This window comes from Novosphingobium acidiphilum DSM 19966 (genome assembly GCF_000429005.1).
Classification (GTDB): Bacteria; Pseudomonadota; Alphaproteobacteria; order Sphingomonadales; family Sphingomonadaceae; genus Novosphingobium; species Novosphingobium acidiphilum.
Window position 1 is genome coordinate 239,802 of sequence record NZ_AUBA01000004.1, and the last position, 19,340, is coordinate 259,141.

Annotated in this window: 23 protein-coding genes; 10 read left to right on the top strand and 13 right to left on the bottom strand. The window is 61.7% G+C overall.

The genetic code is table 11. The annotated features are described in order from the left end of the window. Nucleotides 1–1,011 carry an efflux RND transporter periplasmic adaptor subunit gene (locus G404_RS0105340; protein WP_028640163.1) on the bottom strand — a complete coding sequence of 337 codons (1,011 nt, stop codon included), beginning with the start codon at nt 1,009–1,011 and terminating at the stop codon, nt 1–3. Nucleotides 1,012–1,042: 31 nt separating this feature from the next. Further along, nucleotides 1,043–1,357, bottom strand: a complete 315-nt coding sequence (locus G404_RS0105345) for a rhodanese-like domain-containing protein (protein ID WP_342663694.1) — start codon at nt 1,355–1,357, stop codon at nt 1,043–1,045. Nucleotides 1,358–1,532: 175 nt separating this feature from the next. Between G404_RS0105345 and G404_RS0105350 the strand changes: the two genes are divergently transcribed. The 6 genes from G404_RS0105350 to G404_RS0105375 all read left to right on the top strand — a co-directional run bounded on the left by G404_RS0105350 (nt 1,533) and on the right by G404_RS0105375 (nt 6,408). Beyond that, entirely contained in the window at nt 1,533–2,828 is a 1,296-nt protein-coding gene (locus G404_RS0105350) for an NAD(P)/FAD-dependent oxidoreductase (protein ID WP_028640165.1), read from the top strand. Continuing rightward, a complete protein-coding gene (locus G404_RS0105355; RefSeq protein ID WP_028640166.1) occupies nt 2,828–3,031 on the top strand; it encodes a YgaP family membrane protein in 204 nt (67 codons plus the stop codon). Before G404_RS0105350 ends, G404_RS0105355 begins: the two co-directional genes overlap by 1 nt. A gap of 77 nt (nt 3,032–3,108) precedes the next feature. Further along, entirely contained in the window at nt 3,109–4,335 is a 1,227-nt protein-coding gene (locus tag G404_RS0105360) for a TolC family protein (protein ID WP_245584401.1), read from the top strand. Beyond that, entirely contained in the window at nt 4,332–5,243 is a 912-nt protein-coding gene (locus tag G404_RS0105365) for an MBL fold metallo-hydrolase (RefSeq protein ID WP_028640168.1), read from the top strand. The genes G404_RS0105360 and G404_RS0105365 overlap by 4 nt, the downstream gene beginning before the upstream one ends. After that, nucleotides 5,240–6,022 carry a sulfite exporter TauE/SafE family protein gene (locus G404_RS0105370; protein WP_028640169.1) on the top strand — a complete coding sequence of 261 codons (783 nt, stop codon included), beginning with the start codon at nt 5,240–5,242 and terminating at the stop codon, nt 6,020–6,022. The genes G404_RS0105365 and G404_RS0105370 overlap by 4 nt, the downstream gene beginning before the upstream one ends. A 26-nt stretch (nt 6,023–6,048) precedes the next feature. Further along, nucleotides 6,049–6,408 (top strand): carboxymuconolactone decarboxylase family protein, encoded by a 360-nt coding sequence (locus G404_RS0105375; protein ID WP_028640170.1) that lies wholly within the window; start codon nt 6,049–6,051, stop codon nt 6,406–6,408. Nucleotides 6,409–6,417: 9 nt separating this feature from the next. Here the strand turns inward: G404_RS0105375 and G404_RS0105380 are convergent, their stop codons facing one another. From G404_RS0105380 to G404_RS0105395, 4 genes are all read right to left on the bottom strand, one after another. After that, a complete protein-coding gene (locus tag G404_RS0105380; protein WP_245584403.1) occupies nt 6,418–6,912 on the bottom strand; it encodes a DsrE family protein in 495 nt (164 codons plus the stop codon). A gap of 110 nt (nt 6,913–7,022) precedes the next feature. Beyond that, nucleotides 7,023–7,133 carry a cytochrome bd-I oxidase subunit CydX gene (gene cydX, locus G404_RS20045; RefSeq protein WP_028640172.1) on the bottom strand — a complete coding sequence of 37 codons (111 nt, stop codon included), beginning with the start codon at nt 7,131–7,133 and terminating at the stop codon, nt 7,023–7,025. Between the two features lie 15 nt (nt 7,134–7,148). Next, on the bottom strand, nt 7,149–8,297 hold the full coding sequence (gene cydB, locus G404_RS0105390; RefSeq protein WP_028640173.1) for a cytochrome d ubiquinol oxidase subunit II: 1,149 nt from the start codon (nt 8,295–8,297) through the stop codon (nt 7,149–7,151). Between the two features lie 12 nt (nt 8,298–8,309). Beyond that, complete coding sequence (locus tag G404_RS0105395; RefSeq protein ID WP_028640174.1) at nt 8,310–9,881, bottom strand: cytochrome ubiquinol oxidase subunit I; 1,572 nt, start codon at nt 9,879–9,881, stop codon at nt 8,310–8,312. 116 nt (nt 9,882–9,997) lie between these two features. Between G404_RS0105395 and G404_RS0105400 the strand changes: the two genes are divergently transcribed. Then, entirely contained in the window at nt 9,998–11,590 is a 1,593-nt protein-coding gene (locus G404_RS0105400; RefSeq protein WP_051280235.1) for an ATP-binding cassette domain-containing protein, read from the top strand. Continuing rightward, a complete protein-coding gene (locus G404_RS0105405; RefSeq protein ID WP_028640176.1) occupies nt 11,590–13,158 on the top strand; it encodes an amino acid ABC transporter ATP-binding/permease protein in 1,569 nt (522 codons plus the stop codon). The genes G404_RS0105400 and G404_RS0105405 overlap by 1 nt, the downstream gene beginning before the upstream one ends. Here the strand turns inward: G404_RS0105405 and G404_RS0105410 are convergent. From G404_RS0105410 to G404_RS0105420, 3 genes are all read right to left on the bottom strand, one after another. After that, nucleotides 13,155–13,541: an ArsR/SmtB family transcription factor gene (locus G404_RS0105410; protein ID WP_051280237.1), complete on the bottom strand. Its 387-nt coding sequence runs from the start codon at nt 13,539–13,541 to the stop codon at nt 13,155–13,157. The genes G404_RS0105405 and G404_RS0105410 overlap by 4 nt on opposite strands. Next, entirely contained in the window at nt 13,538–14,197 is a 660-nt protein-coding gene (locus tag G404_RS0105415) for a peroxiredoxin (RefSeq protein ID WP_036520436.1), read from the bottom strand. Before G404_RS0105415 ends, G404_RS0105410 begins: the two co-directional genes overlap by 4 nt. Nucleotides 14,198–14,363: 166 nt before the next feature. After that, nucleotides 14,364–14,996 carry a class I SAM-dependent methyltransferase gene (locus G404_RS0105420; RefSeq protein ID WP_281170255.1) on the bottom strand — a complete coding sequence of 211 codons (633 nt, stop codon included), beginning with the start codon at nt 14,994–14,996 and terminating at the stop codon, nt 14,364–14,366. Between the two features lie 265 nt (nt 14,997–15,261). Between G404_RS0105420 and G404_RS18205 the strand changes: the two genes are divergently transcribed. Then, complete coding sequence (locus tag G404_RS18205; RefSeq protein WP_156906208.1) at nt 15,262–16,005, top strand: hypothetical protein; 744 nt, start codon at nt 15,262–15,264, stop codon at nt 16,003–16,005. Nucleotides 16,006–16,047: 42 nt separating this feature from the next. On the opposite strand, the gene G404_RS0105430 is transcribed toward G404_RS18205, so the two are convergent. From G404_RS0105430 to G404_RS20315, 3 genes are read right to left on the bottom strand one after another with little or no spacing between them, the layout of a single operon-like run. Then, nucleotides 16,048–16,338, bottom strand: a complete 291-nt coding sequence (locus tag G404_RS0105430) for a ribbon-helix-helix domain-containing protein (RefSeq protein WP_028640180.1) — start codon at nt 16,336–16,338, stop codon at nt 16,048–16,050. Between the two features lie 4 nt (nt 16,339–16,342). After that, nucleotides 16,343–16,990, bottom strand: coding sequence for a ParA family partition ATPase (gene parA, locus G404_RS0105435; protein WP_028640181.1), 648 nt, complete (start codon nt 16,988–16,990; stop codon nt 16,343–16,345). A 45-nt stretch (nt 16,991–17,035) separates the two neighbouring features. Further along, a complete protein-coding gene (locus G404_RS20315) occupies nt 17,036–17,644 on the bottom strand; it encodes a DnaA N-terminal domain-containing protein (RefSeq protein WP_156906209.1) in 609 nt (202 codons plus the stop codon). A gap of 1,096 nt (nt 17,645–18,740) precedes the next feature. Between G404_RS20315 and G404_RS20320 the strand changes: the two genes are divergently transcribed. Continuing rightward, on the top strand, nt 18,741–19,079 hold the full coding sequence (locus G404_RS20320; RefSeq protein WP_156906210.1) for a hypothetical protein: 339 nt from the start codon (nt 18,741–18,743) through the stop codon (nt 19,077–19,079). On the opposite strand, the gene G404_RS0105445 is transcribed toward G404_RS20320, so the two are convergent. Then, nucleotides 19,051–19,340, bottom strand: a 290-nt coding sequence (locus G404_RS0105445; RefSeq protein ID WP_028640183.1) for an IS256 family transposase, incomplete at its 5' end; no start/stop codon positions are given. The two genes, G404_RS20320 and G404_RS0105445, sit on opposite strands and share 29 nt — an antisense overlap.

Sequence of the window (19,340 nt, forward strand, 5' to 3'; positions counted from 1 at the left end):
TCATTGCCCGCCACCTGCCAGCACATCGCCGACATTCACGCCGGACAGGATTTCGACATTGCCGCCATCGGCCGGCGCGGTCTGCACCGGCACGCGCATTGCGCTGCCGTCACGCGCAACCACGGCCACGCTGTCGAGGCCGAACTGCGTGCTCACAAATGCTTTCGGCACGACCATGACATGGCGGGACCCTGCCGCCACGCGCGCGGACAGACGCCGCCCGATCAGCCGCGAATCCAGCCCCGAAATGGCAACATCGGCCGAAACCTGTCCTGCCTGCACGGCCGGATAGACCCGCGTCACCGTGCCCTGATCGGCCATCCCGTCAACTTGTACTTTGGCACCGGGCAGCACTTTTGCGGCGAGCCCTTCGGGCAGTTCGAGCCGCAGCACGACCGGGCCCGAAGTCACCACCGCGATCACCGTTCCCGGCATGACCGGCGAACCGGCGGGCACATCGGCGCGCAGCACCCGCCCTGCAGACGGGGCCACAACGGCGCCTTGCCCGGCCATCGCGTTGACCGAGGCCTGCTGCGCGCGCGCGGCCTGCACTTGCGCACCGGCAGCATTCGCAGCAGCCTCGACCTGGTCGAGCCGCGCTTTGGCATAGACGCCGTTCTCGTAAAGAAAGCGCACCCGCTTCAGTTCTGCCTGCGCCGCCCCGGCTTGTGCCCCTGCGGCAGCGGCCTGCGCGCCATAGGCGCCCGCCTGATAGCCCAACTGGCTGTCGGTGATCCGCCCGATCGTCTGGCCCTGGCGGACGCTGTCGCCCGCGCGTACCGACAGACTGGCAAGAAGGCCAGGTATGCGGGCAATCACTTGCGCCTGATCCCGAGTCGAAACTTCGGCAGGAACAGATTGCCAGTCGGGCGCATCGCGCAGCACCACGGTCAGGCGCGGGCCTGCTGCTGCTTTGGCCGGGGCCTCGGGCGCCTTTGCGCCGCCGCACGCGGACAGCCCCGCAGAGACTCCCCCCGCCAGCAGCATTGCCAGAACCAAGCCCTTGCGCATCACGTCTCTCCTGCCGCCAGTTGTCTTGATTTTAGCGTTCGATCGGCAGGCCGGCCGATTTCCATGCGCCAAACCCGCCCGCCAGATGCGTGTTGACCGCAGATTTCGCGGCACGGCATGAGTCGAGCGCCTGACCTGACCGTTTGCCGCCAAGGCAATTGAGAATAACGGTCTTGCCCTTGGCAACGGGCAACTTGTCGGCCTGAAATGTCGACAGCGGCATGTTGATCGCACCCGGGATGTGCCCGGCGGCAAACTCATCGCTTTCGCGCACATCGACCACCAGTGCCTGGTTGGCCTTGATCATCATGTTCAGCGCCGCTGCATCGATTTCTCGGTGCTTCACCGATCTCAAAAATCCAAAGACCATCGCTCGTCTCCTCTTGTGGGCAGAGTCTGCCGACACTCAAAATTATCACTTGCTTATATGCGTTATGAATTATATTCGTCAAGTGCGATTCAGGAACGCCGCGCCGATCTATCGTGACCGCGCCGAAGGAAAAATTGAGGGAGAGTATTCGATGTCATTGCCCCGGATCATCGTCCTAGGCGCCGGCCTTGGCGGAACGATCGCCGCCTATGAAATCCGCGAAGCCACCAAGGGCCGCGCCGAGGTCATGGTGGTGTCGGATACCGACGATTACTGGTTTGTTCCCTCAAACCCCTGGGTGGCCGTGCGCTGGCGCGAACCCGATGCGATCCGCGTCCATCTGCCCCCGGTCATGAAAAAACGCGGCATCGGCTTTATCAATGTGGGCTGCACACGGGTTCACCCGACAGAAAATCGCCTCGACCTGGGTGATGGCAGCATGATGATGTATGATTATCTGGTCATCGCCACCGGCCCCGAGCTAGCCTTTGACGAGGTCAAGGGGCTTGGGCCAGACGGTCATACCGTTTCGGTTTGCCGCACCGATCACGCCAGTCACGCCGCCGATGATTTCGATGCCTTCTGCGCCAATCCCGGCCCGATCGTGGTTGGCGCGGCGCAGGGCGCATCGTGTTTTGGCCCGGCTTATGAATTTGCGCTGATACTCGACACCGAACTGCGCAAGCGGAAAATCCGCGATCAGGTGCCGATGACTTTTGTGACGTCCGAACCCTACATCGGCCACCTCGGGCTTGATGGTGTGGGCGATACCAAGGGCCTTCTCGAAAGCGAAATGCGCAATCGCCACATCAAATGGGTGACCAACGCGCGTATCACTGGCGTCGATGATGGCATGATGCATGTCGAGGAAGTGGCCGAAGATGGCACTGTCAAAAAGGCGCACGACCTGCCGTTCGGCTATTCGATGATCCTGCCGGCGTTTCGTGGCGTAAAGGCGGTCTTCGGCATCGAGGGCCTGACCAACCCGCGCGGGTTCATTCTGGCCGACAAGCACCAGCGCAATCCCAATTTCAAAAATATCTATTCGCTGGGCGTTTGCGTCGCGATCCCGCCGATCGGGCCGACGCCTGTGCCGGTCGGCGTTCCCAAGACGGGCTTCATGATCGAATCGATGGTCACCGCGGTTGCGCACAACCTCGCCTCGGAACTGGATGGCAAAGACCCGTGCGAAATCCCTAGCTGGAATGCCGTGTGCCTTGCCGATTTCGGCGATGGCGGCGTGGCCTTTGTGGCACAGCCGCAGATCCCACCGCGCAACGTCAACTGGGCGAGCCAGGGCAAATGGGTCCATCTCGCCAAAGTCGGCTTTGAAAAATACTTCATCCACAAAGTGCGGTCGGGCACCAGCGAACCGCTCTATGAAAAGCTGGCGCTGCAAGTGCTGGGCATCAACAAATTGAAACAGACCACCAAGGGAGCCGCGTGATGACACTTGATGCCGCTGTGATGCGTTTTGCCGGGGTCGTGGTTTTGGCCAGCGCGCTGGCCGCCCACTTCATCAACCCCGCCTGGATCTGGCTGACGCTGTTTGCCGGCGCCAACATGTTCCAGGCCAGCTTCACCCGCTTTTGCCCGGCAGCCATTGTCTTCAAGATGATGGGCATCAGGCCCGGCAACACCTTCAGGTAAGGATACCCGTGATGCGCCGCAGGTGCCGTGCCGGACTTTGGACGCTTGCGCGCCGGTCCTTCGTATTGCTGCCGATCTTGTTGTTGGCACCTGCCGCCAGTGCGCAGGATCTGGCCTCTGCCATCGCCGACGCGCTGGCTCATGCGCCTGCCATCGTCGAGGCAAACGCGGACGAGGCGATGGCCGGTGCCAAACTCGATGCCGCGCGGGCCGAAGGGCATCCGCTGGTATCGGTGCAAGGCCAGGTCGGCGCAGGCCGCATCAACAATGGCGGTTTCTTTGGCTTTACCGCGCAAAATGTCACGCCGCTGGCGGTGCAGGCAGGGGCAGAGATGCCGCTCTATGCCGGGGGCCGGGTGGCCGCCGCAATCGACCAGGCGCACGGCGGGGTGGACATGGCCAGACTGGGACTTGCCGATGCGCGCGCGCGGACCGTGGTTTCGGCGGTTGCCGCCTATGCCGAAGTGCTGACGGCGCGCCGGATCGAAGACCGGTTTCACCAGTTGGTCACCGAACTGACCGAAGTCGAACGCCAGACGGGCTTACGCTTCAAGGTCGGCGAAATTCCTGCTTCCGAACTGGCGACCGCCACTGCGCGCCGGGCCGAAGCTGATGGAGGCCTGGCGGGTGCCGAAGGCCGCCGGATCAGCGCCGAAGCACAATTTCGCCGTCTGACCGGGCACGATGCCGGGGCGCTTGCGCCGCTGCCGGCTTTGCCGACAACCCCGCCGACACTTGATGAAGCCGTTGACAGTGCGCGTCAGGCGAATCCGGCGCTGGCACAAGCTGAAAAGGGCATCGATATCGCCCGCGCCGGCGTGCGAGCGGCCAAGGCCGAAAGCATGCCGACCATCGGTGCCTATGCCGAAGCGACCCGCACCCGCGACCAGTTCTTTCCCGGATATCAGGCGGATGCATTTGCGGTCGGCATTCGAGGTCGCTGGACGATTTGGGCGGGCGGGCGCACGCAAGCCAAGATCCACGAGGCCGACGCCGCGCTTGATGGCAGTGAAGCGCGGGAGCGCGATGCGCGCGACCAGGTCGACAGTGCGGTGATCACCGCATGGTCGGGTCTGGTAACAACCGGGCGCATGGTGACCGCCAGTGCCGCGCGGGTCACCGCCGCTGACGAAGCCTTGCGCTCGACACGGTTGGAAGCGAAAGTGGGCGCCAAGCCCACGCTGGCAGTGCTCGATGCCGAGCGCGAGGCGCTGGCGGCGCAAGCCGCGATGATCGAAGCGGAAGGCCAACGCATGATTGCCGCATGGCAACTCAATGCGCTGACCGGGGCCTTATCGAAATGACCGACGATGCCCTGGTCCGTGCGCAAGCTGTCATCACATCGGGTGCAAAGCCGATCGTGCAGAGCTTTTTCGACGAAGCTACTTTCACCGCCACGCATGTCGTGCACGATCCGGTCAGCCGCCAGGCCGCGATCATCGACCCGGTGCTCGATTTCGACCCTGCCTCGGGCCGCACGCGGACTGCTTCGGCAGAAGTCGTAGCCAACTATATCGAAGAACGCGATCTTGGCGTTGCCATGCTGATGGAAACGCATGCCCACGCCGATCACTTGTCAGCGGCGCCCTGGCTGCAAGCGCGGCTAGGCGGCAGGATCGTGATCGGCCGCGATATCGTCACGGTGCAGAAAACCTTCGGCGACCTGTTCAACGAGCCCGCCAGCTTTGCGCGGGATGGTTCGCAGTTCGACCTCCTGCTGGATGATGGTGACGATCTGGTGCTGGGCACAATCAAGGGAACCGCGTTGCATGTGCCGGGCCATACCCCTGCCTGCATGGCCTATGTCTTTGGCGATGCATTGTTTGTCGGTGATACCTTGTTCATGCCCGACTATGGCACGGCGCGAACCGACTTTCCCGGTGGAGATGCTGCCACGCTGTACCGGTCGATCCGGCGGCTGTTGCAACTGCCTGCTGCAACGCGGGTGTTCCTTTGTCACGACTACGGCGCGTCCGACCGCGCCGCCTTTGCCTGGGAAACCAGCATAGGGGATGAGCGGTTGCACAACATCCACGTTCACGACCGGATCGAGGAAGCGGAGTTTGTGGCCATGCGCCAGACCCGCGACGCGACGCTGACCATGCCACGGCTGATGCTGCCATCGGTGCAGGTCAACATGCGCGCCGGGCACCTGCCCGATGCCGAAGCAAACGGTGTCAGTTACCTAAAGCTGCCGGTAAATCTGCTCTGACGCTGCTCCACGCCCTGCTGTCGCTGGGAAGCGGAGGACTTGTCGGCTTTACGCTGGGTCTGGTGGGCGGCGGTGGCTCGGTCATGGCGGTGCCACTGATGGTCTATGTCGTCGGCGTCAAAGACCCGCATCTGGCCATCGGCACGAGCGCCTTTGCGGTCGCGGTCAACGCCATGGCTGGCCTCGCCAGCCATGCGCGTGCACGCAATGTCGTGTGGCGTTGCGGCATTGCCTTTGCCCTTGCTGGGGTCATCGGTGCACTTGCGGGATCAAGTCTGGGCAAAGCGATCGATGGTCAGCGGTTGCTGTTTCTGTTTGCCCTGCTGATGGTCGTGGTCGCCGCAGTCATGTTCCGCTCGCGCCGCGACGACGGCGTCGAAGGCGTCTCCTGCCATCGCGAAAACCTGCCGCGCGTCACCGGTTTTGGCTTTGCAACCGGATGTCTTTCGGGGTTTTTCGGCATTGGTGGCGGATTTCTCATCGTTCCGGCGCTCATCGCGGCCACCTCGATGCCGATCTATCAGGCTATCGGAACATCCTTGGTCGCAGTCAGCGCCTTTGGCCTGACCACGGCGGCAAATTATGCCGCGTCGAGGCTGGTTGACTGGTCATTGGCGGGGACATTCATCCTGGGTGGCTTGGGCGGAACGGTGCTGGGAACTGCGGCTTCACGCCGGCTGTCCGCACACAAAGGCCAACTCAACACGCTGTTCGCCGGCGGTATCGTGCTGGTGGCGATCTATATGCTTTACCGTAGCTGGGTGGCGTTGTCCGCTTAGCCTGGTCGCTGAAAGGACCCATCGCGATGAACAAAGACTGGCCCGAAATGGCAAAAGAACTGACCGGCGCGATCAAGCAGGTCCGCCTCGGCGCGCCGGAGGTGATGAAGGCCTTTTCCACGATGGCCGCTGCTGCCACTGGTCCAGGAGCGCTCGATACAAAGACCAAGGAACTGATCGCGCTTGCCATCGCGGTGGCCATTCGCTGCGATGGTTGCGTGGCATTCCACGCCAAAGCAGCACTCGAACAGGGTGCCACACGCGACGAGTTGATGGAAACCATGGGTATGGCGCTATACATGGGCGCCGGCCCCAGCCTGATGTATGCGGCCCAAGCAGTCGAAGCCTATGACCAGTTCGCCGCGCAAGCCGGGGCGGCATCGTGACGCGCACCGTCATGGGTGAATATAGACAAATCCCTGGCCCTGAAGGCGGGCGATTTCGGCAACGCCGCTTGGAACGACATCCTCTGGCTTGACCTCGTACAGATCCTCGATTTTGAGGCCCATGCCATTCAAGGTGTTGCGACAGATCAGGAATTTGACCCCCTTGGCGCGCAATGCATCGATCTGCGCGCGCAGATCGGTGTCTGTCTTGGCGAGCTGAAACATGGTCACGCCAGCAGCAAAGTTTACCACGCGGATTTCCACTTTGCCATCCGTTGCCGCGATGTGTGCAGCGATGTTATGCAATATACGCCCGAAATAGGCGTGATTGTCCGGCAAGCCGCCGTCGTTCTGATAAACGACCCGCTGGAACACGTAATACGGCGCTGATGGGGCCGCACTGGTTGGCGCCTCAGCAAGGCAGGGCCCGGCAAGCATCACAAGCACCCCGGCCATCGACAGGTAAGCCATGGCACGCAGCCTGCGGAACTGATTGACCATCATCGATAACGACCTTTCGCCAGAGGATCCCTTGGACAGCACAAACCCTCGCAGGTCCCGGCCGGACCGGCGGGGGCTTTGCGACTGACGCATGCCACGTGGTGATGGTTCGATCAAACCGCCGGATCGTCGTCGATCGGCGAATTGAATTCGTGCCACAATCCGTTGATCACGCCAAATGCCACGGCCAGACCAAGCCCGAGGATCCAGGAAAAATACCACATCGGTGTGTATCCTTATCAATAGAAGTCGAGGCTGGTGCGCACGTCGGCGAGCGTGATCCGGCCCGCGAGCACTTTCATCACCCAGGCGGTGTACAGCAGCACTATCGGCAGAAACACGACCGTCACGATCAGCATGATGAACAGCGTCAGATGGCTCGACGAAGCATTCCACACCGTCAGGCTGGACCGCGGATCGATCGAACTTGGCAGGATGAACGGGAACATCGACAGACCCACGGTTGCGATCGTGCCGACGATTGCCAATGCCGAGCCGGCAAAGTTCAGCAGCCCCTTGCGCAGGCTGATCCCGACCAATGCCACGATCGGTCCGATCAGCCCGAGCGCTGGCGCGATCAGCATCCAGGGATGCAACGCATAATTGCCGAGCCACCCGCCAGACAAAGGCGCAGAGCCCGACATCAAGGGATTGGATGGCCCCGAAGCATCCACCGCACCCACCAGGTGCATGCCCATGCCGCCTTTTGCCACCATCAGTCCGCCAAGCGCGAACAGGACAATCGAGACAATCCCGGCGCCAAGAGCAATCCGCCGGGTGCGCGCGAGCACGGGGCCTTCCTCGATTTTCACCGCCAGCCAGCCCGCGCCATGCAACGCGAGCATGGCCACCGACAAAACGCCGGTCAGCAGGGTAAAGGGTGTGAACAGACCCAGCAGCGACCCTTCGTAAGTCATGCGCAAATCACTGTCGAAGCGGAACGGCGCGCCCGCCAGCGCATTGCCCACTGCCACGCCGAACACCAGCGCCGGCACCAGTCCGCTGACGAAAATCGCCCAATCCCACCGCGCGCGCCAGGCCGGATTGGCATCCTTTGACCGGTATTTGTATCCCACCGGTCGCAGGATCAGCGCGGCCAGCACCAGAAACATGGCGAGGTAAAATCCCGAAAAGCTGACCGCATAGACGAACGGCCAAGCGGCAAAGATCGCCCCGCCGCCCAGGATGAACCACACCTGGTGGCCTTCCCAGTGCGGCGCGACCGCGTTGATGGTCAGGCGGCGTTCCTCGTCATTGCGGGCGACGAACGGCAATAGAGTGGCTACCCCCAGATCATAGCCATCGGTCAGCGCGAAGCCGATCAGCAGCACGCCCAGCAGAAGCCACCAGATCAGGCGCAAGGTTTCATAGTCGAGCGGGATATGCATGTGTCTGCTCCCTTATTCGGCAGGCATCGGGACGAACCCGGTGAAGGACCCGGCCGGCGCAACCGGATAATGCGGCTCGATCGGCCCTTTGCGGATCGACGCGATCATCAGGCGGATCTCGATCACCGCCAGCGTGCCATAAAGCGCGGTAAAGCCAATGATCGTCGTCCAGATCTGCGGGATCGTCAGCGAGGACGCGCCGAGGAACGTGGGCAGCACGCCATCCACCGACCATGGTTGCCGCCCGATTTCCGCCAGCACCCAGCCACCTTCGATCGCCAGCCATGGCAGCGGGATCATCAGCACCGCCAGCCTGAGGAACCACGGCTTGGAAAACTGGCAGGACGAGGCGCACCAGAAGGCCATGCCGAAATAGGCGATGAATCCAAAGCCCAGCCCGGCCATGCCGCGAAACAGCCAGAACATCACCGGCACGTTGGGTATCGTATCGCGCGCGGCCTGAAGGATCTGCGTATCACTGGCCTGACGCGGATCGGACACATAGCGCTTGGTCAGCAAGGCAAAGCCAACGTCGCGCTTGTGCGCTTCGAAGACAGCGCGCGCGGCCACATCGTTCTGGTTCACTTTCAGCTTCTGGATCGCGTCATACCCGATGATGCCGCTGTGAATACGCTGATCGGCCTGCAACAGCAGGTCATTGATCCCGGTCACCTGACCGGTCAGGCTGTGCGTGCCGATCACGCCCAGGACATAGGGCACCTTGATCGCATAGAGCGTCTGCTGCGTGGCAAGATCGGGCAGTCCGACCAGAGTCAGACCGGCCGGCGCGGGCTCTGTCTTCCACATCGCCTCGATCGCGGCCATTTTCATCTTCTGGTTGTCGGAAATGGTATAGCCGCTTTCATCGCCGAGCACGACCACCGACAGCGCGGAGGCCAGGCCGAACGCGGCGGCCACCATCATCGAACGGCGCGCCACATTGGTCCATTTGCCCTGCAACAGATAGATCGCCGAAACGCCCATGACGAACGTTGCCGCGCAGACGTAGCCGGCGCTGACGGTGTGCACGAATTTGGCCTGCGCCACGGGGTTGAACAGCACGGCATAAAAGTCAGTCACTTCCATGCGCATGGTCTGCGGATTGAACGTGGCGCCGACAGGATTTTGCATCCAGCCATTGGCGATCAGGATCCACAATGCCGACAGGTTGGACCCCAGCGCGACCAGGAATGTGACGAACAGGTGCTGGACCCGGCTGAGCCGGTCCCAACCAAAGAACATCAGACCGACAAATGTGGCTTCCAGAAAGAACGCCATCAGCCCTTCGATCGCCAGTGGCGCGCCGAAAATATCGCCGACATAGTGGGCGTAATAGGCCCAGTTGGTGCCGAATTCGAATTCCATGGTAAGGCCGGTGGCGACGCCGAGGACAAAGTTGATCCCGAACAGCTTGCCCCAAAAGCGGGTGATCACGCGCCAGATCGGCCGCTTGGTGATCACATAGATGCTCTCCATAATGACCAGCATGAATGACAGGCCAAGAGTGAGAGGCACGAACAGAAAGTGGTACATGGCCGTCAGCGCAAACTGCAGCCGGGAAAGTTCAACTACCGCCATATCCATCGGACATGCTCCTATGGGTGCGCACGCCAAACGGGCGCGGACCGGTCAATCGGCGGTGGGGCCACAGGAGACTCACTTGCCAATCGCACTTTCATTAAATATGATACTTTCATAATATGGTCAAGCCAGCTCCCCAAGCAATCGCCCGTATCCGGCCAAACCCTTCAGCAGTCATCTGGTGGTTGACCGACAGTCTTGGCGCGATCCCGATCGCCGCAGCGATTGCGCTGGCTGTCGATGCCCGGACGGGTGCACGAACAGGTATGCTTTGGGCGAGCCTGCTCTTCATGGTTGGCGGTTGCTTGCGCGCAATGGCTGTTTTCCGGGCGAATATCGTCGGGCAAAGCGCGGCCATCGCAGCAACGACCCGCCTGCGGGCACTGGTGCATCCGGCTCTTCTGCCCACCCGGATGCTGCGCGGCAGTCTCGTCGGAGAGGACATGCACCTCGCCGTGGACTCGATCATTGCGACCGAAGGTCAGGTTGCACGCTTTTTGCCCTTGCGTGCAGCCAGCGGCTTGTCGCCATTGCTGATTGCCCTCGCCGTCGCAGCGGCCAGCTGGATCGCCAGTCTGATCATGGTGGCGACTCTGGTGCCCTTTGTTCTTGCGCTGGTGCTCGCCGGCAGCGCTGCCGCGCGCCGCGCCGAAAGTCAGCATGTCGCATTGAACCGGTTGGCCGGGTTGTTTGTCGATCGCCTGCGCAACTTGCCGGCAATTCTCGGCTTTGCGGCTGAAGACCGGGTCGCCCGCCATCTTGGCGAGGCGGCCCGACAAGTTGCCAGGCGAACGATGGATGTTCTGGGCATAGCCTTTGCTTCCAGTGCCATTCTGGAATTCTTTGCCGCGCTTTCGGTCGCGCTGGTCGCGGTCTATTGCGGGTTTTCCCTGCTCGGATTGCTGCCATTTCCGGCCCCGGAGCATTTGACCGGGCTGCGTGCCTTTTTCACATTGGCGATGGCGCCGGAGTTTTACTTGGCGATGCGCCGCCTGGCCGCAGCCTATCACGACAAACAGCAGGGCGAAGCGGCGATGGCAGCGCTCAACGCTGAAATGGCCAAGATACCGGTCGCCGTCGAACCGATTGCAGTTCCTTTGCAAATAGCGGGCAAGGGTGTCGCGTTTGCCCACGTCGGGGGCGAGACGATAGGTCCGCTCGATTGGCGTTGGTCAAGTCCGGGGCTGCACGCGATCGCCGGCCCGACCGGAACCGGAAAGAGCACGCTCCTGCTTGGCCTGATCGGCCAGGTACCGCTTGTGGCGGGCAAGATCGTAGTCGACGGGGCTGTGTTTGCACCGGCTGCGCTCAATGCGGCGATCGGTTGGGCCGGGCAGCAGGTGGCGTTGCTGCCTGGCAGCCTGCGCACCAATCTGTCGATGGGCCAGGCCGACGATGCGGCGATGGCAGACTGCCTGCACAGTCTGGGTCTTGGCCCCATGCTCGTCCAGCGCGGCGGGCTTGGCACGACGCTCGATCATCGCGGTTCCGGCCTGTCGGGCGGCGAGCGTCGGCGGATCGGGCTTGCGCGCGCCATGCTGTCGGGTCGGCCGATCCTGCTGCTGGACGAGCCGACAGCCGATCTGGACGAGGCGACGGCCGCGACGATCCGCAGCGTTCTTGGCCGATTGGCGACCGACCATCTGGTGATCGTCGCCACGCATGACGCCGAACTGGTGGCCATGGCCGAGACAGTGCTGAGGATCGCGTGATGTTGGCACTCGTGCAACAGGCCTTGGCCGGCCAATGGCGGATCATGTGGGCAGGCATCACCTGCGCGGTGCTGGCCGCGCTGTCGGCAGTGGGCCTGCTGGCGGTCTCGGGCCAGTTTCTGGCAGGCGCTACCATCGCCGGGGTTTCGGGCATCGCGGCGGTGCAGGCGTTCAACTATCTGTTGCCCAGCGCCGCGATCCGGGCCGCTGCGATCACGCGCACCGGCACACGCTATGGCGAGCGCATGTTCGGTCACCGCGCCGCGCTGTTTGCGCTGGCCGAAGTGCGCACCGGCCTGTTCCGCGCCGTGGTGGCAAGCGCGCTTGCCGGGTGGATCCCCGGACGTCCCGGGGAATTGGCGTCACGGCTGGGCAAAGATGTCGATGCGCTTGAAGATTCGGTCATTCGGCGGATGTCGCGTCCCGGTGCCTGGGCATTCGGCGTTGCCGGTCTTATCGGTGCGCTGGCGATGGGCTGGACCGCCACAGCCATCTATCTGGTGGCATTGCCAGTCATGCGCCTGACGGCAAAAACCATGGCGTTGCGCCGCTTGCCTGCGCTGCAAGCCGAACTGGCAACCGCCTACACCGCGCTTCAGTCCGACTATGCCGATATGGCCGGGCCGTCTGCAGACATCATGATCTATGGTCTGGCTCCGCCGCTGGCGAAGGCACTCAACGCGCCAGCGACCGCCCATGCCAAAGCGCGTTTGGGGCTGGTTCGTGCCGAGGGAGCTATCCAGGCCGTTCAGACTATCCTCGCCACGGTTGCGATTGCCGCGATGGCATGGGTAGCACGTGGCCCTGCGCCAAGTTTCGCATTTGGCCTGCTGGCAGGTCTCGCCGCTTTCGAAGGCTGGGCGGGACTGGCGGCGTCGGATATGCGCGCGCACGAGATCGATCAGGCCGTGGAGCGCCTCAGCACGCTTGAGCCTGCCACAGCCAAAGTCGACGCCAGTGCGACAATGCCTGCTTCGCCCGAGCTCAATGTATGCGGTGTGGCGTGCTTACCTGGCAGCCGGGTGCTGATTGCCGGTCCTTCGGGTTCAGGCAAAACAAGGCTTGTCGAAACGCTTCTGGGGCTGAGAGGCGATGCGCCACAGGCGCTGCTGGTGGCGGGGCAATCACCTGCAACATGGGGCTTGACCGGTCTGCGCGAAATCTTCGCGCTGTGCGCTCAGGATTCGCCGATGATTGCCGGAAGTGTGGCCGACAATCTGGGACTGGCCCGGCCGGGTCTGACCACCGAAGCTATGTGGGAGGCACTGACGGTTGCGTGCGCCGCCGACATGGTCCGCGCGCTGCCCGATGGCCTTAATCAGTGGCTGGGGAGCGATGGTGCACGTCTGTCAGGCGGTCAGCGGCGGCGCCTTGCCATTGCCCGCGCGCTGCTGGCCGGGCGCCCCTGGCTGGTGCTGGACGAACCAAGCGAAGGGCTGGACGCTGCGACGGAACGCGCGTTGATCAATCAACTGGACGAATGGCTGCGCAAGACCGGAACGGGCTTGCTGCTGGTCAGCCATCGTCCGGCGATGGCCGCTCTTGCCGACCAGATCGTGCCGATCTAGGCCCGCGGTTCAACCCGAGCGAACATGGCTGCGCTGACCCCCCGGCTGATTGGCGTCACCACAGGCGAACGGCTGGCGACAGAATGAGCGGGGCCAATTATCTCCGACAGGCTGGCTATGACGTGACCCAATCTGCCATCTGCCAATCTGTAAAAGACCTGTTTGGCCTCGCGGCGTGTCTGCACCAGACCGGCTTTGCGCAATAATGCCAGTTGCTGGCTGATCAACACGGGCCCCTGTCCGGTATCGGCCACAAGCTCGCCAACGCCTCGTTCGCCGCGCGCGAGAATCGCCAGCAATTGAAGCCGCATCGGGTGCCCGATGAGACGCAATTCCTCGACCAGTCGCGCGATATCCACCGGAGTTTGACCAGCCCGTTTCATGGCGTTGGCGCCTTCCGGTAAAACCAGCCCGTCGGCCCGTTGGCCGCCAAAACCGCCTCTGCTGTAAATTCCGGTGGTGATAGCAGTGCATCGCCTGGCTGCCATTCTGCGGGCGACATCACGGCCCCTGACTGGGTTTGTTGAAGCGCGGCCAGGGTCCGCAGCATTTCCTCAACTGACCGTCCAACGCTTACCGGATAGAACATGCTGGCCATCAGCACGCCGTCTGGATTGATGAAATAGACGGCGCGGACGGACGCGGCATGGTGCACGTCCGCAGGCACCATACCAAACGCGCGGGCGATCTCGAGCGTGGGGTCTTCGACAACCGGAAACGGTACGCGGACACCCAGTTCGTCGTGAATTGCGCGGATCCAGGCCAGATGCGAGAAAAGGCTGTCGATCGAATGACCCAGCAGGCTGCATCCTAGCGCTTCAAACCGGTCCGCAGCCGCTGCGATGGCCATGAATTCGCTGGTGCATACGGGCGTGAAATCGGCCGGATGCGAGAAAAATACGAGCCAGCGTCCGCGAAATTCCGACAAGCGCACCATGCCTTGCGTGGTGCGCGCTGTGAAATCGGGCACGGCATCGCCAATGCGCAAGGGTACGTCAGGCGTTGACCCGATGGTTGACGCTGCGCTGCCGGATTGCATCGATCAGGTGTCCTTTAGAAGGCAAAACATCGCGTCATCATATTACCAAATAGTGATTATGACAAATTGATAGTGATAAAATCCGCACACCCGTCTGGATAACCCGGGCGTATGTTGCGTGGCACAGTTCGCCAGTGGCCAACCCTGTTCGTGCCGATCGAAGGCGTTATCGCCTGGTGGGCTGGGCAGCGCCCCATTCGCACCAACCGAGCACGCTGGGCGTTTTGGGCAGGTACATGGTCTCGAGATGATTAATGACGAAGCCGGCAGCTTCGATCGATGCGGAAACTGGCCTCGTTAAGTGGCAGCCCCCCGCAAGAGGCAGCCACAGCGGCTCCAGTCGCATCTGCCAACGTTGAGTCCGAACATCCGGCGAAAGCCCGTGCTCGGAAAACAGCAAAGTCCCGCCGGGCTTGAGAACCCGGCGCGCTTCACCGAGCGCGGCCTGTGGCGATCGGACAGAGCAAAGCGTAAAGGTGCACGTGATCGTGTCAAAGGTCGCATCATCGAACGGCAAGCTCTCTGCTTCGCCTGCCAGAATAGTGACGTTCAGCCCATCCGGGCGCGGCGCACCATGCGCGAGCTTGCGCAGTTCTGCCGAGGGATCGACGCCGGTGACGCTCTCGACCTTGGCAGGATCATAAAAGGCAAGGTTCAGGCCACCCCCAATGCCGAGTTCAAGCACGCGACCCGTCGCCTGGGGCACAATCTTTGCCCGCTGTCGTCTAATCGGCCGAGACCCGCAGGCGCAACCAATTACATGCGGCAGGATATGCCGTTCATAAAATGACCCGACCACGATATTCCCTTCTAAAATATCCAAGGAAGCCAGTTAGCGCGGCAATCGCTAAGAGCACAACGTGTCTGTCCATCGGGAAGCATATTCGGACTGGCAAAATCTGGATCGGCTCTGATCAGGACCTGCGATGCTACACTTATACGAATGATATCATTTACTTGGGATATACCAAGGCAAAGCACCATTTGGACGCTGATTTATCAATGCCAACATGGCGCGTGCTGACGTGCTATCCAGTAGATTCACTCAAACAGGAATGCGCATCATGTCACACGTCCTCCAACGCATTTTGCTCGCAACCAGCCTGGCGTTCATCGCCATGCCCGCATCTGCCGAACCGACGCATCTGATGATCCGCGCCTTGAGCGAGGACGCCAAATTCATTGGCGATCATTCTGGCGGCGTCGAAGTCACCGTGCGTGACGCAACGACCCATCAGGTGTTGAGCAAGGGCATAATCCAAGGCGGGACCGGGGACACCGATCGCATCATGAAATCGCCCAAAGCGCGCGGCGCCACGCTGTCTGATGCCCAGACCGCCGGGTTTGACGCCGTGATCGACATTGCCCGGCCCACGCTGGTGGAAGTCGAGGCGCACGGCCCGATGGGACAACCGACTGCGGCAATCACAGTTCGTTCGGCTATGTGGGTAATACCAGGCCAAGCCGTGATTGGTGATGGATGGGTGCTGAAATTTGCAGGGCTGCTGATTACCCCAAACCTAACCCGCGCCGCTGATGGCATCGCAAGACTCGATGCAAAAGTTACGATGATGTGCGGTTGCCCAATCAGCCCGGGAGGCCTGTGGGACGAAGCCAATTACCGCATCGAAGCCGATGTTCTTGATCACGGCGCTGTCGTAAATCACGTGCGCCTGCACTATGCTGGGCAGCCAAGCCAGTTTACCGCAGACATGCCACACCAGACCGGGCGCGATCTAATCGTCAGGATTGTTGCTGTACAATCAAACGCCCTGAACACGGGTGTGGTGGAGCTTCCGATGCGCTGAGCCAAAAAAATGTGCGTGAGCCGCCACTGGTTTCCAGGCAGGTTATCCACCAACGGGGCTCTCGCCGTACTTACGCAGGACATCGTCGAACGCTTCGGCCATGAGGGTCTGCAGACTGATGCCTTGCTTGCGCGCACAAAGGTGCATGGCGAGCGACATCTCGGGTGAGAAGTAGGCTGAGATGGCCTTGCGGCCAATACGGCTTGGCGGAGGGCGTGATGGAATTGTTCGGTCCGGCTCGTGATGGATGGGTCTTGGCGGAACAGAGTTCTCTGGCAGACCTGATCGCACGGCGGCCGTTGGCTTGTCGGCGAGATTTGCAAATCGGCTCATTTGTTCACACCTCAACATGTTGGCTGATGGACATGTTCACATGTGCGCATGCCCACATGTGAAGGGCGACGATTTCTGCCGTCGCTTTGCCATCTGGCTCGAATTCCAAAACGGACGCTCCCGCGGCACTTGCATGGCGGTAGGCGGCACGGTCGGGCAGTAGGTGCGGACAGGCCTCAATTCCGAACCCACGCACCAGATCGATCGCGTCCTGATAGATCTTGGGCGCGTTCGGCGGGCCAGCGGTGAACACCACGAACGCCGGCTTGTCGAATAGCCGGATCAGCTTGACCGTCGTCCGGATCGCCGCAAGGTCAAACGCGCTCGGGCGACACGGGATGAGCACCAGGTCAGCCACTTCGACAGCACGGCTCGCCGCGCTGTCCGCATGGGGTGGCGTATCGACGACGATGAAAGTCGCGCCCTGTGCTATGGCCTGTTCGACCTTGTGCTGAATGCGAGGCGGCGCACTGTCGATCACTTCCGGCGCTCGGTCGTTTCGCCAGGAACCCCATTGGCTAGCGGTCGCCTGCGCATCGGTATCGATAATGAGGGTAATCTGACCAACTGCCTCGGCAGCAGCGGCGAGGTTCACCGCCAGCGTGGTTTTTCCTGAGCCGCCCTTCTGGCTCACAATCGCAATTGTTGACATGTTCAATCCTTCACATGTTCACGTGTGGTCATGCGCACGGGTGGGTCAGTGTGCACTGGCCTGATGCGGCGGAATGCTCACTGGTTGGGAGCTGGCCGCCCGCCTGGCACCACCGTCCCGTTTTTGGGGCCAGGAAGCTTCGGCCTCGACGCAGACACAACTGACAGCCGGGTCGAGGCGCTGAGCTACGGTCAGGATGTCTTTGCCGAAATTGGCCTCGACCCAGTTGCGCATGAAGTCCGAGCGGACAATCACCCGCAGCCTCGGCCCGCCGAACTGGTAAGCAGCCAGGCTGAGGTAGTTGGTCCAGTCCCCCTCGGAGACTGCTGCCTGCAAGGTTTGGCGAAGCTGCAATGATCGACCGGTTTCCAGCGACAGGGCCTTGACCGGTGAGTGATCCTGCAATGCTCGGGATTCCTGCCCGGCAGTTGGCAGGTTCGCACAGAAGAGCACACCAGCTTTCCCTGCCCGCATCACCGAGGAATGTAGCAAAGGGATACGCGCCGACCAAAGCGCGTCCCAGTTGGCCCGCCGATCCCCCCTGCCCAGCCAATGCTGATGGAAGGCTTCCGCTTCGGCCTCGTAGGCACCGTGTGGCCACTGCTCGGCAAGCTCCCAGGCCGTTGACGGCAGTTGGTCGATCGTGGGCGCCAACCAGTCGTCTGCAATCGGCTTGCGTGGCACGTCAGACCTCGGGGGGCTTTGGGGGGAGTCTATAAGGTTTGATTCTAGCTCTCTATAAGGGGTGACAAGGTGGTCACCCCCTCCCCCGTCCATTGGACACCCCGGGGGTGACGGTCTGTCACCGGGGGGTGACGGTCTGCCGCGGTTTGACTCGGCATTTCGGGAGGGGGGTGACTGTTGGTCACCCGGGTAGATGTAGCCGACCAGTTCGAAGCAATTGGCTTGCTGGCCCCCATCACGCCGCGATCGTGCGACGCGCCGGATCAAGCCCCTGCCACCATCGGCCTTCGGCGTCTCCAGCAGCCGCAAAGCGCGCTGTACAGAACGCTCCGATATCTCGACGACCGTGGCGATGTCATTGACCCTGCGAAATTCACAGATGCCGTCGGCGCGGGCCCAGTTGGCGAGTTCGATCAGCACGGCTTTGGCGTATGGGCAACCGCAGACCTGCAGCTTGGCCCATCCCATGGTTTCGACGCTCATCAGCGTGCTCCGCCAACAAAACCTCGACCACCCCGCGCAAGGCAAAATTCAGCCTTGCGCCACGCGACTTCCGCACCCAAGATGCGGGTATTCGGTCGGCTCGGAATTCGCTCAAAACGGTGCCGTTTTCGGCTCCCGAGCGGTTTACAGCCCTTCGGTAAGCTATTGATAAGTAAGGACGGGTGAGGATAGCGGTTTACACGAAAACCGTTGAAAATCAACGATCCACCAGGAATCATAATCCGCGTGTCGGGGGTTCGAGTCCCTCCTCCGCTACCAATTTTCCCAATTATCACATTTGGTTGGCCCTCATTTGGGGACTCAAAACCATTCACACGGTTTCTCGCACGGTTTTGGGCCGTGCGAGCACGGTGTGCGACGGTGCTTCACGGGTTGCGGAACGGTCGTGTCACACGACTGATCATCGTTGGGTTCAAATTTGCGTTTGCAGGGTTGTGCAGCGTGATAGCGCTGCGTTGTAGGTATCCACGCATGCCCAGCTTCCAATGGCGGCCACCGGAGTGTACGCTATTCGGCCAACTCGAGACTGCGCCCGTTGCTGCAACCGTAGGAGCCACCCGCCATGAGCCTTGATGATGTCATCATCCCGCCTGAATCGGCAGAGGAAGCCCAGCTAAGGAGGAACTTGCAGAGCAGGTGGTGGGAGAAGCTAGCTGCTCGACCTGCCGCGACCCTTCACAGACATATCACGCCGGGCAAGCTGCTGATGTTCGGTTCGGAGTCAGGCGAACAATGCCTGATCGCTCCGGGCATTTCGCTCGATTATGTCGTTTTTGCGGACAGCAGTGGTATTAGTCTGCACTGTGATCGTGTCCCACGGCGTGGTGTAGCTTATTGGGGCCACCACCGATTTCGGCGTCAGTTTGAGCCGATCATGCGCCGGGCACAGCCGATAGCATGACGATGGGATTGTCGCTGAGTGGCGCCATTGTTTCAAGCGTCATGTAGCGTGCGCGCTGGACGGCCCATTCGTCGGATTGCTCCATGAGGATGGCGCCGATCAGGCGGGTGATCGCGCCTTCGTTGGGGAAGATCCCGACCACTTCGGTGCGGCGTTTGATCTCGCCATTCAGGCGTTCGATGGGATTCGTGCTGTGCAACTTGGCCCGATGTTCCTTGGGGAACGTCATGTAGGCCAGTACGTCAGGTTCGGCATCATCCA

Excerpts from the sequence above, each read along its gene's own strand:
- cydX (WP_028640172.1), bottom strand. The coding sequence starts at position 7,133 with ATGTGGTATTTTTCCTGGATCCTCGGGCTTGGTCTGGCCGTGGCATTT.
- G404_RS0105415 (WP_036520436.1), bottom strand. The coding sequence starts at position 14,197 with ATGCAATCCGGCAGCGCAGCGTCAACCATCGGGTCAACGCCTGACGTA.
- G404_RS0105375 (WP_028640170.1), top strand. The coding sequence starts at position 6,049 with ATGAACAAAGACTGGCCCGAAATGGCAAAAGAACTGACCGGCGCGATC.
- G404_RS0105340 (WP_028640163.1), bottom strand. The coding sequence starts at position 1,011 with ATGCGCAAGGGCTTGGTTCTGGCAATGCTGCTGGCGGGGGGAGTCTCT.
- G404_RS0105350 (WP_028640165.1), top strand. The coding sequence starts at position 1,533 with ATGTCATTGCCCCGGATCATCGTCCTAGGCGCCGGCCTTGGCGGAACG.
- G404_RS20320 (WP_156906210.1), top strand. The coding sequence starts at position 18,741 with ATGAGCCTTGATGATGTCATCATCCCGCCTGAATCGGCAGAGGAAGCC.
- G404_RS0105400 (WP_051280235.1), top strand. The coding sequence starts at position 9,998 with ATGGTCAAGCCAGCTCCCCAAGCAATCGCCCGTATCCGGCCAAACCCT.
- cydB (WP_028640173.1), bottom strand. The coding sequence starts at position 8,297 with ATGCATATCCCGCTCGACTATGAAACCTTGCGCCTGATCTGGTGGCTT.
- G404_RS0105355 (WP_028640166.1), top strand. The coding sequence starts at position 2,828 with ATGACACTTGATGCCGCTGTGATGCGTTTTGCCGGGGTCGTGGTTTTG.
- G404_RS0105405 (WP_028640176.1), top strand. The coding sequence starts at position 11,590 with ATGTTGGCACTCGTGCAACAGGCCTTGGCCGGCCAATGGCGGATCATG.
- G404_RS18205 (WP_156906208.1), top strand. The coding sequence starts at position 15,262 with ATGTCACACGTCCTCCAACGCATTTTGCTCGCAACCAGCCTGGCGTTC.
- G404_RS0105380 (WP_245584403.1), bottom strand. The coding sequence starts at position 6,912 with ATGATGGTCAATCAGTTCCGCAGGCTGCGTGCCATGGCTTACCTGTCG.
- G404_RS0105395 (WP_028640174.1), bottom strand. The coding sequence starts at position 9,881 with ATGGATATGGCGGTAGTTGAACTTTCCCGGCTGCAGTTTGCGCTGACG.
- G404_RS0105430 (WP_028640180.1), bottom strand. The coding sequence starts at position 16,338 with ATGAGCCGATTTGCAAATCTCGCCGACAAGCCAACGGCCGCCGTGCGA.
- G404_RS0105365 (WP_028640168.1), top strand. The coding sequence starts at position 4,332 with ATGACCGACGATGCCCTGGTCCGTGCGCAAGCTGTCATCACATCGGGT.
- G404_RS0105410 (WP_051280237.1), bottom strand. The coding sequence starts at position 13,541 with ATGAAACGGGCTGGTCAAACTCCGGTGGATATCGCGCGACTGGTCGAG.
- parA (WP_028640181.1), bottom strand. The coding sequence starts at position 16,990 with ATGTCAACAATTGCGATTGTGAGCCAGAAGGGCGGCTCAGGAAAAACC.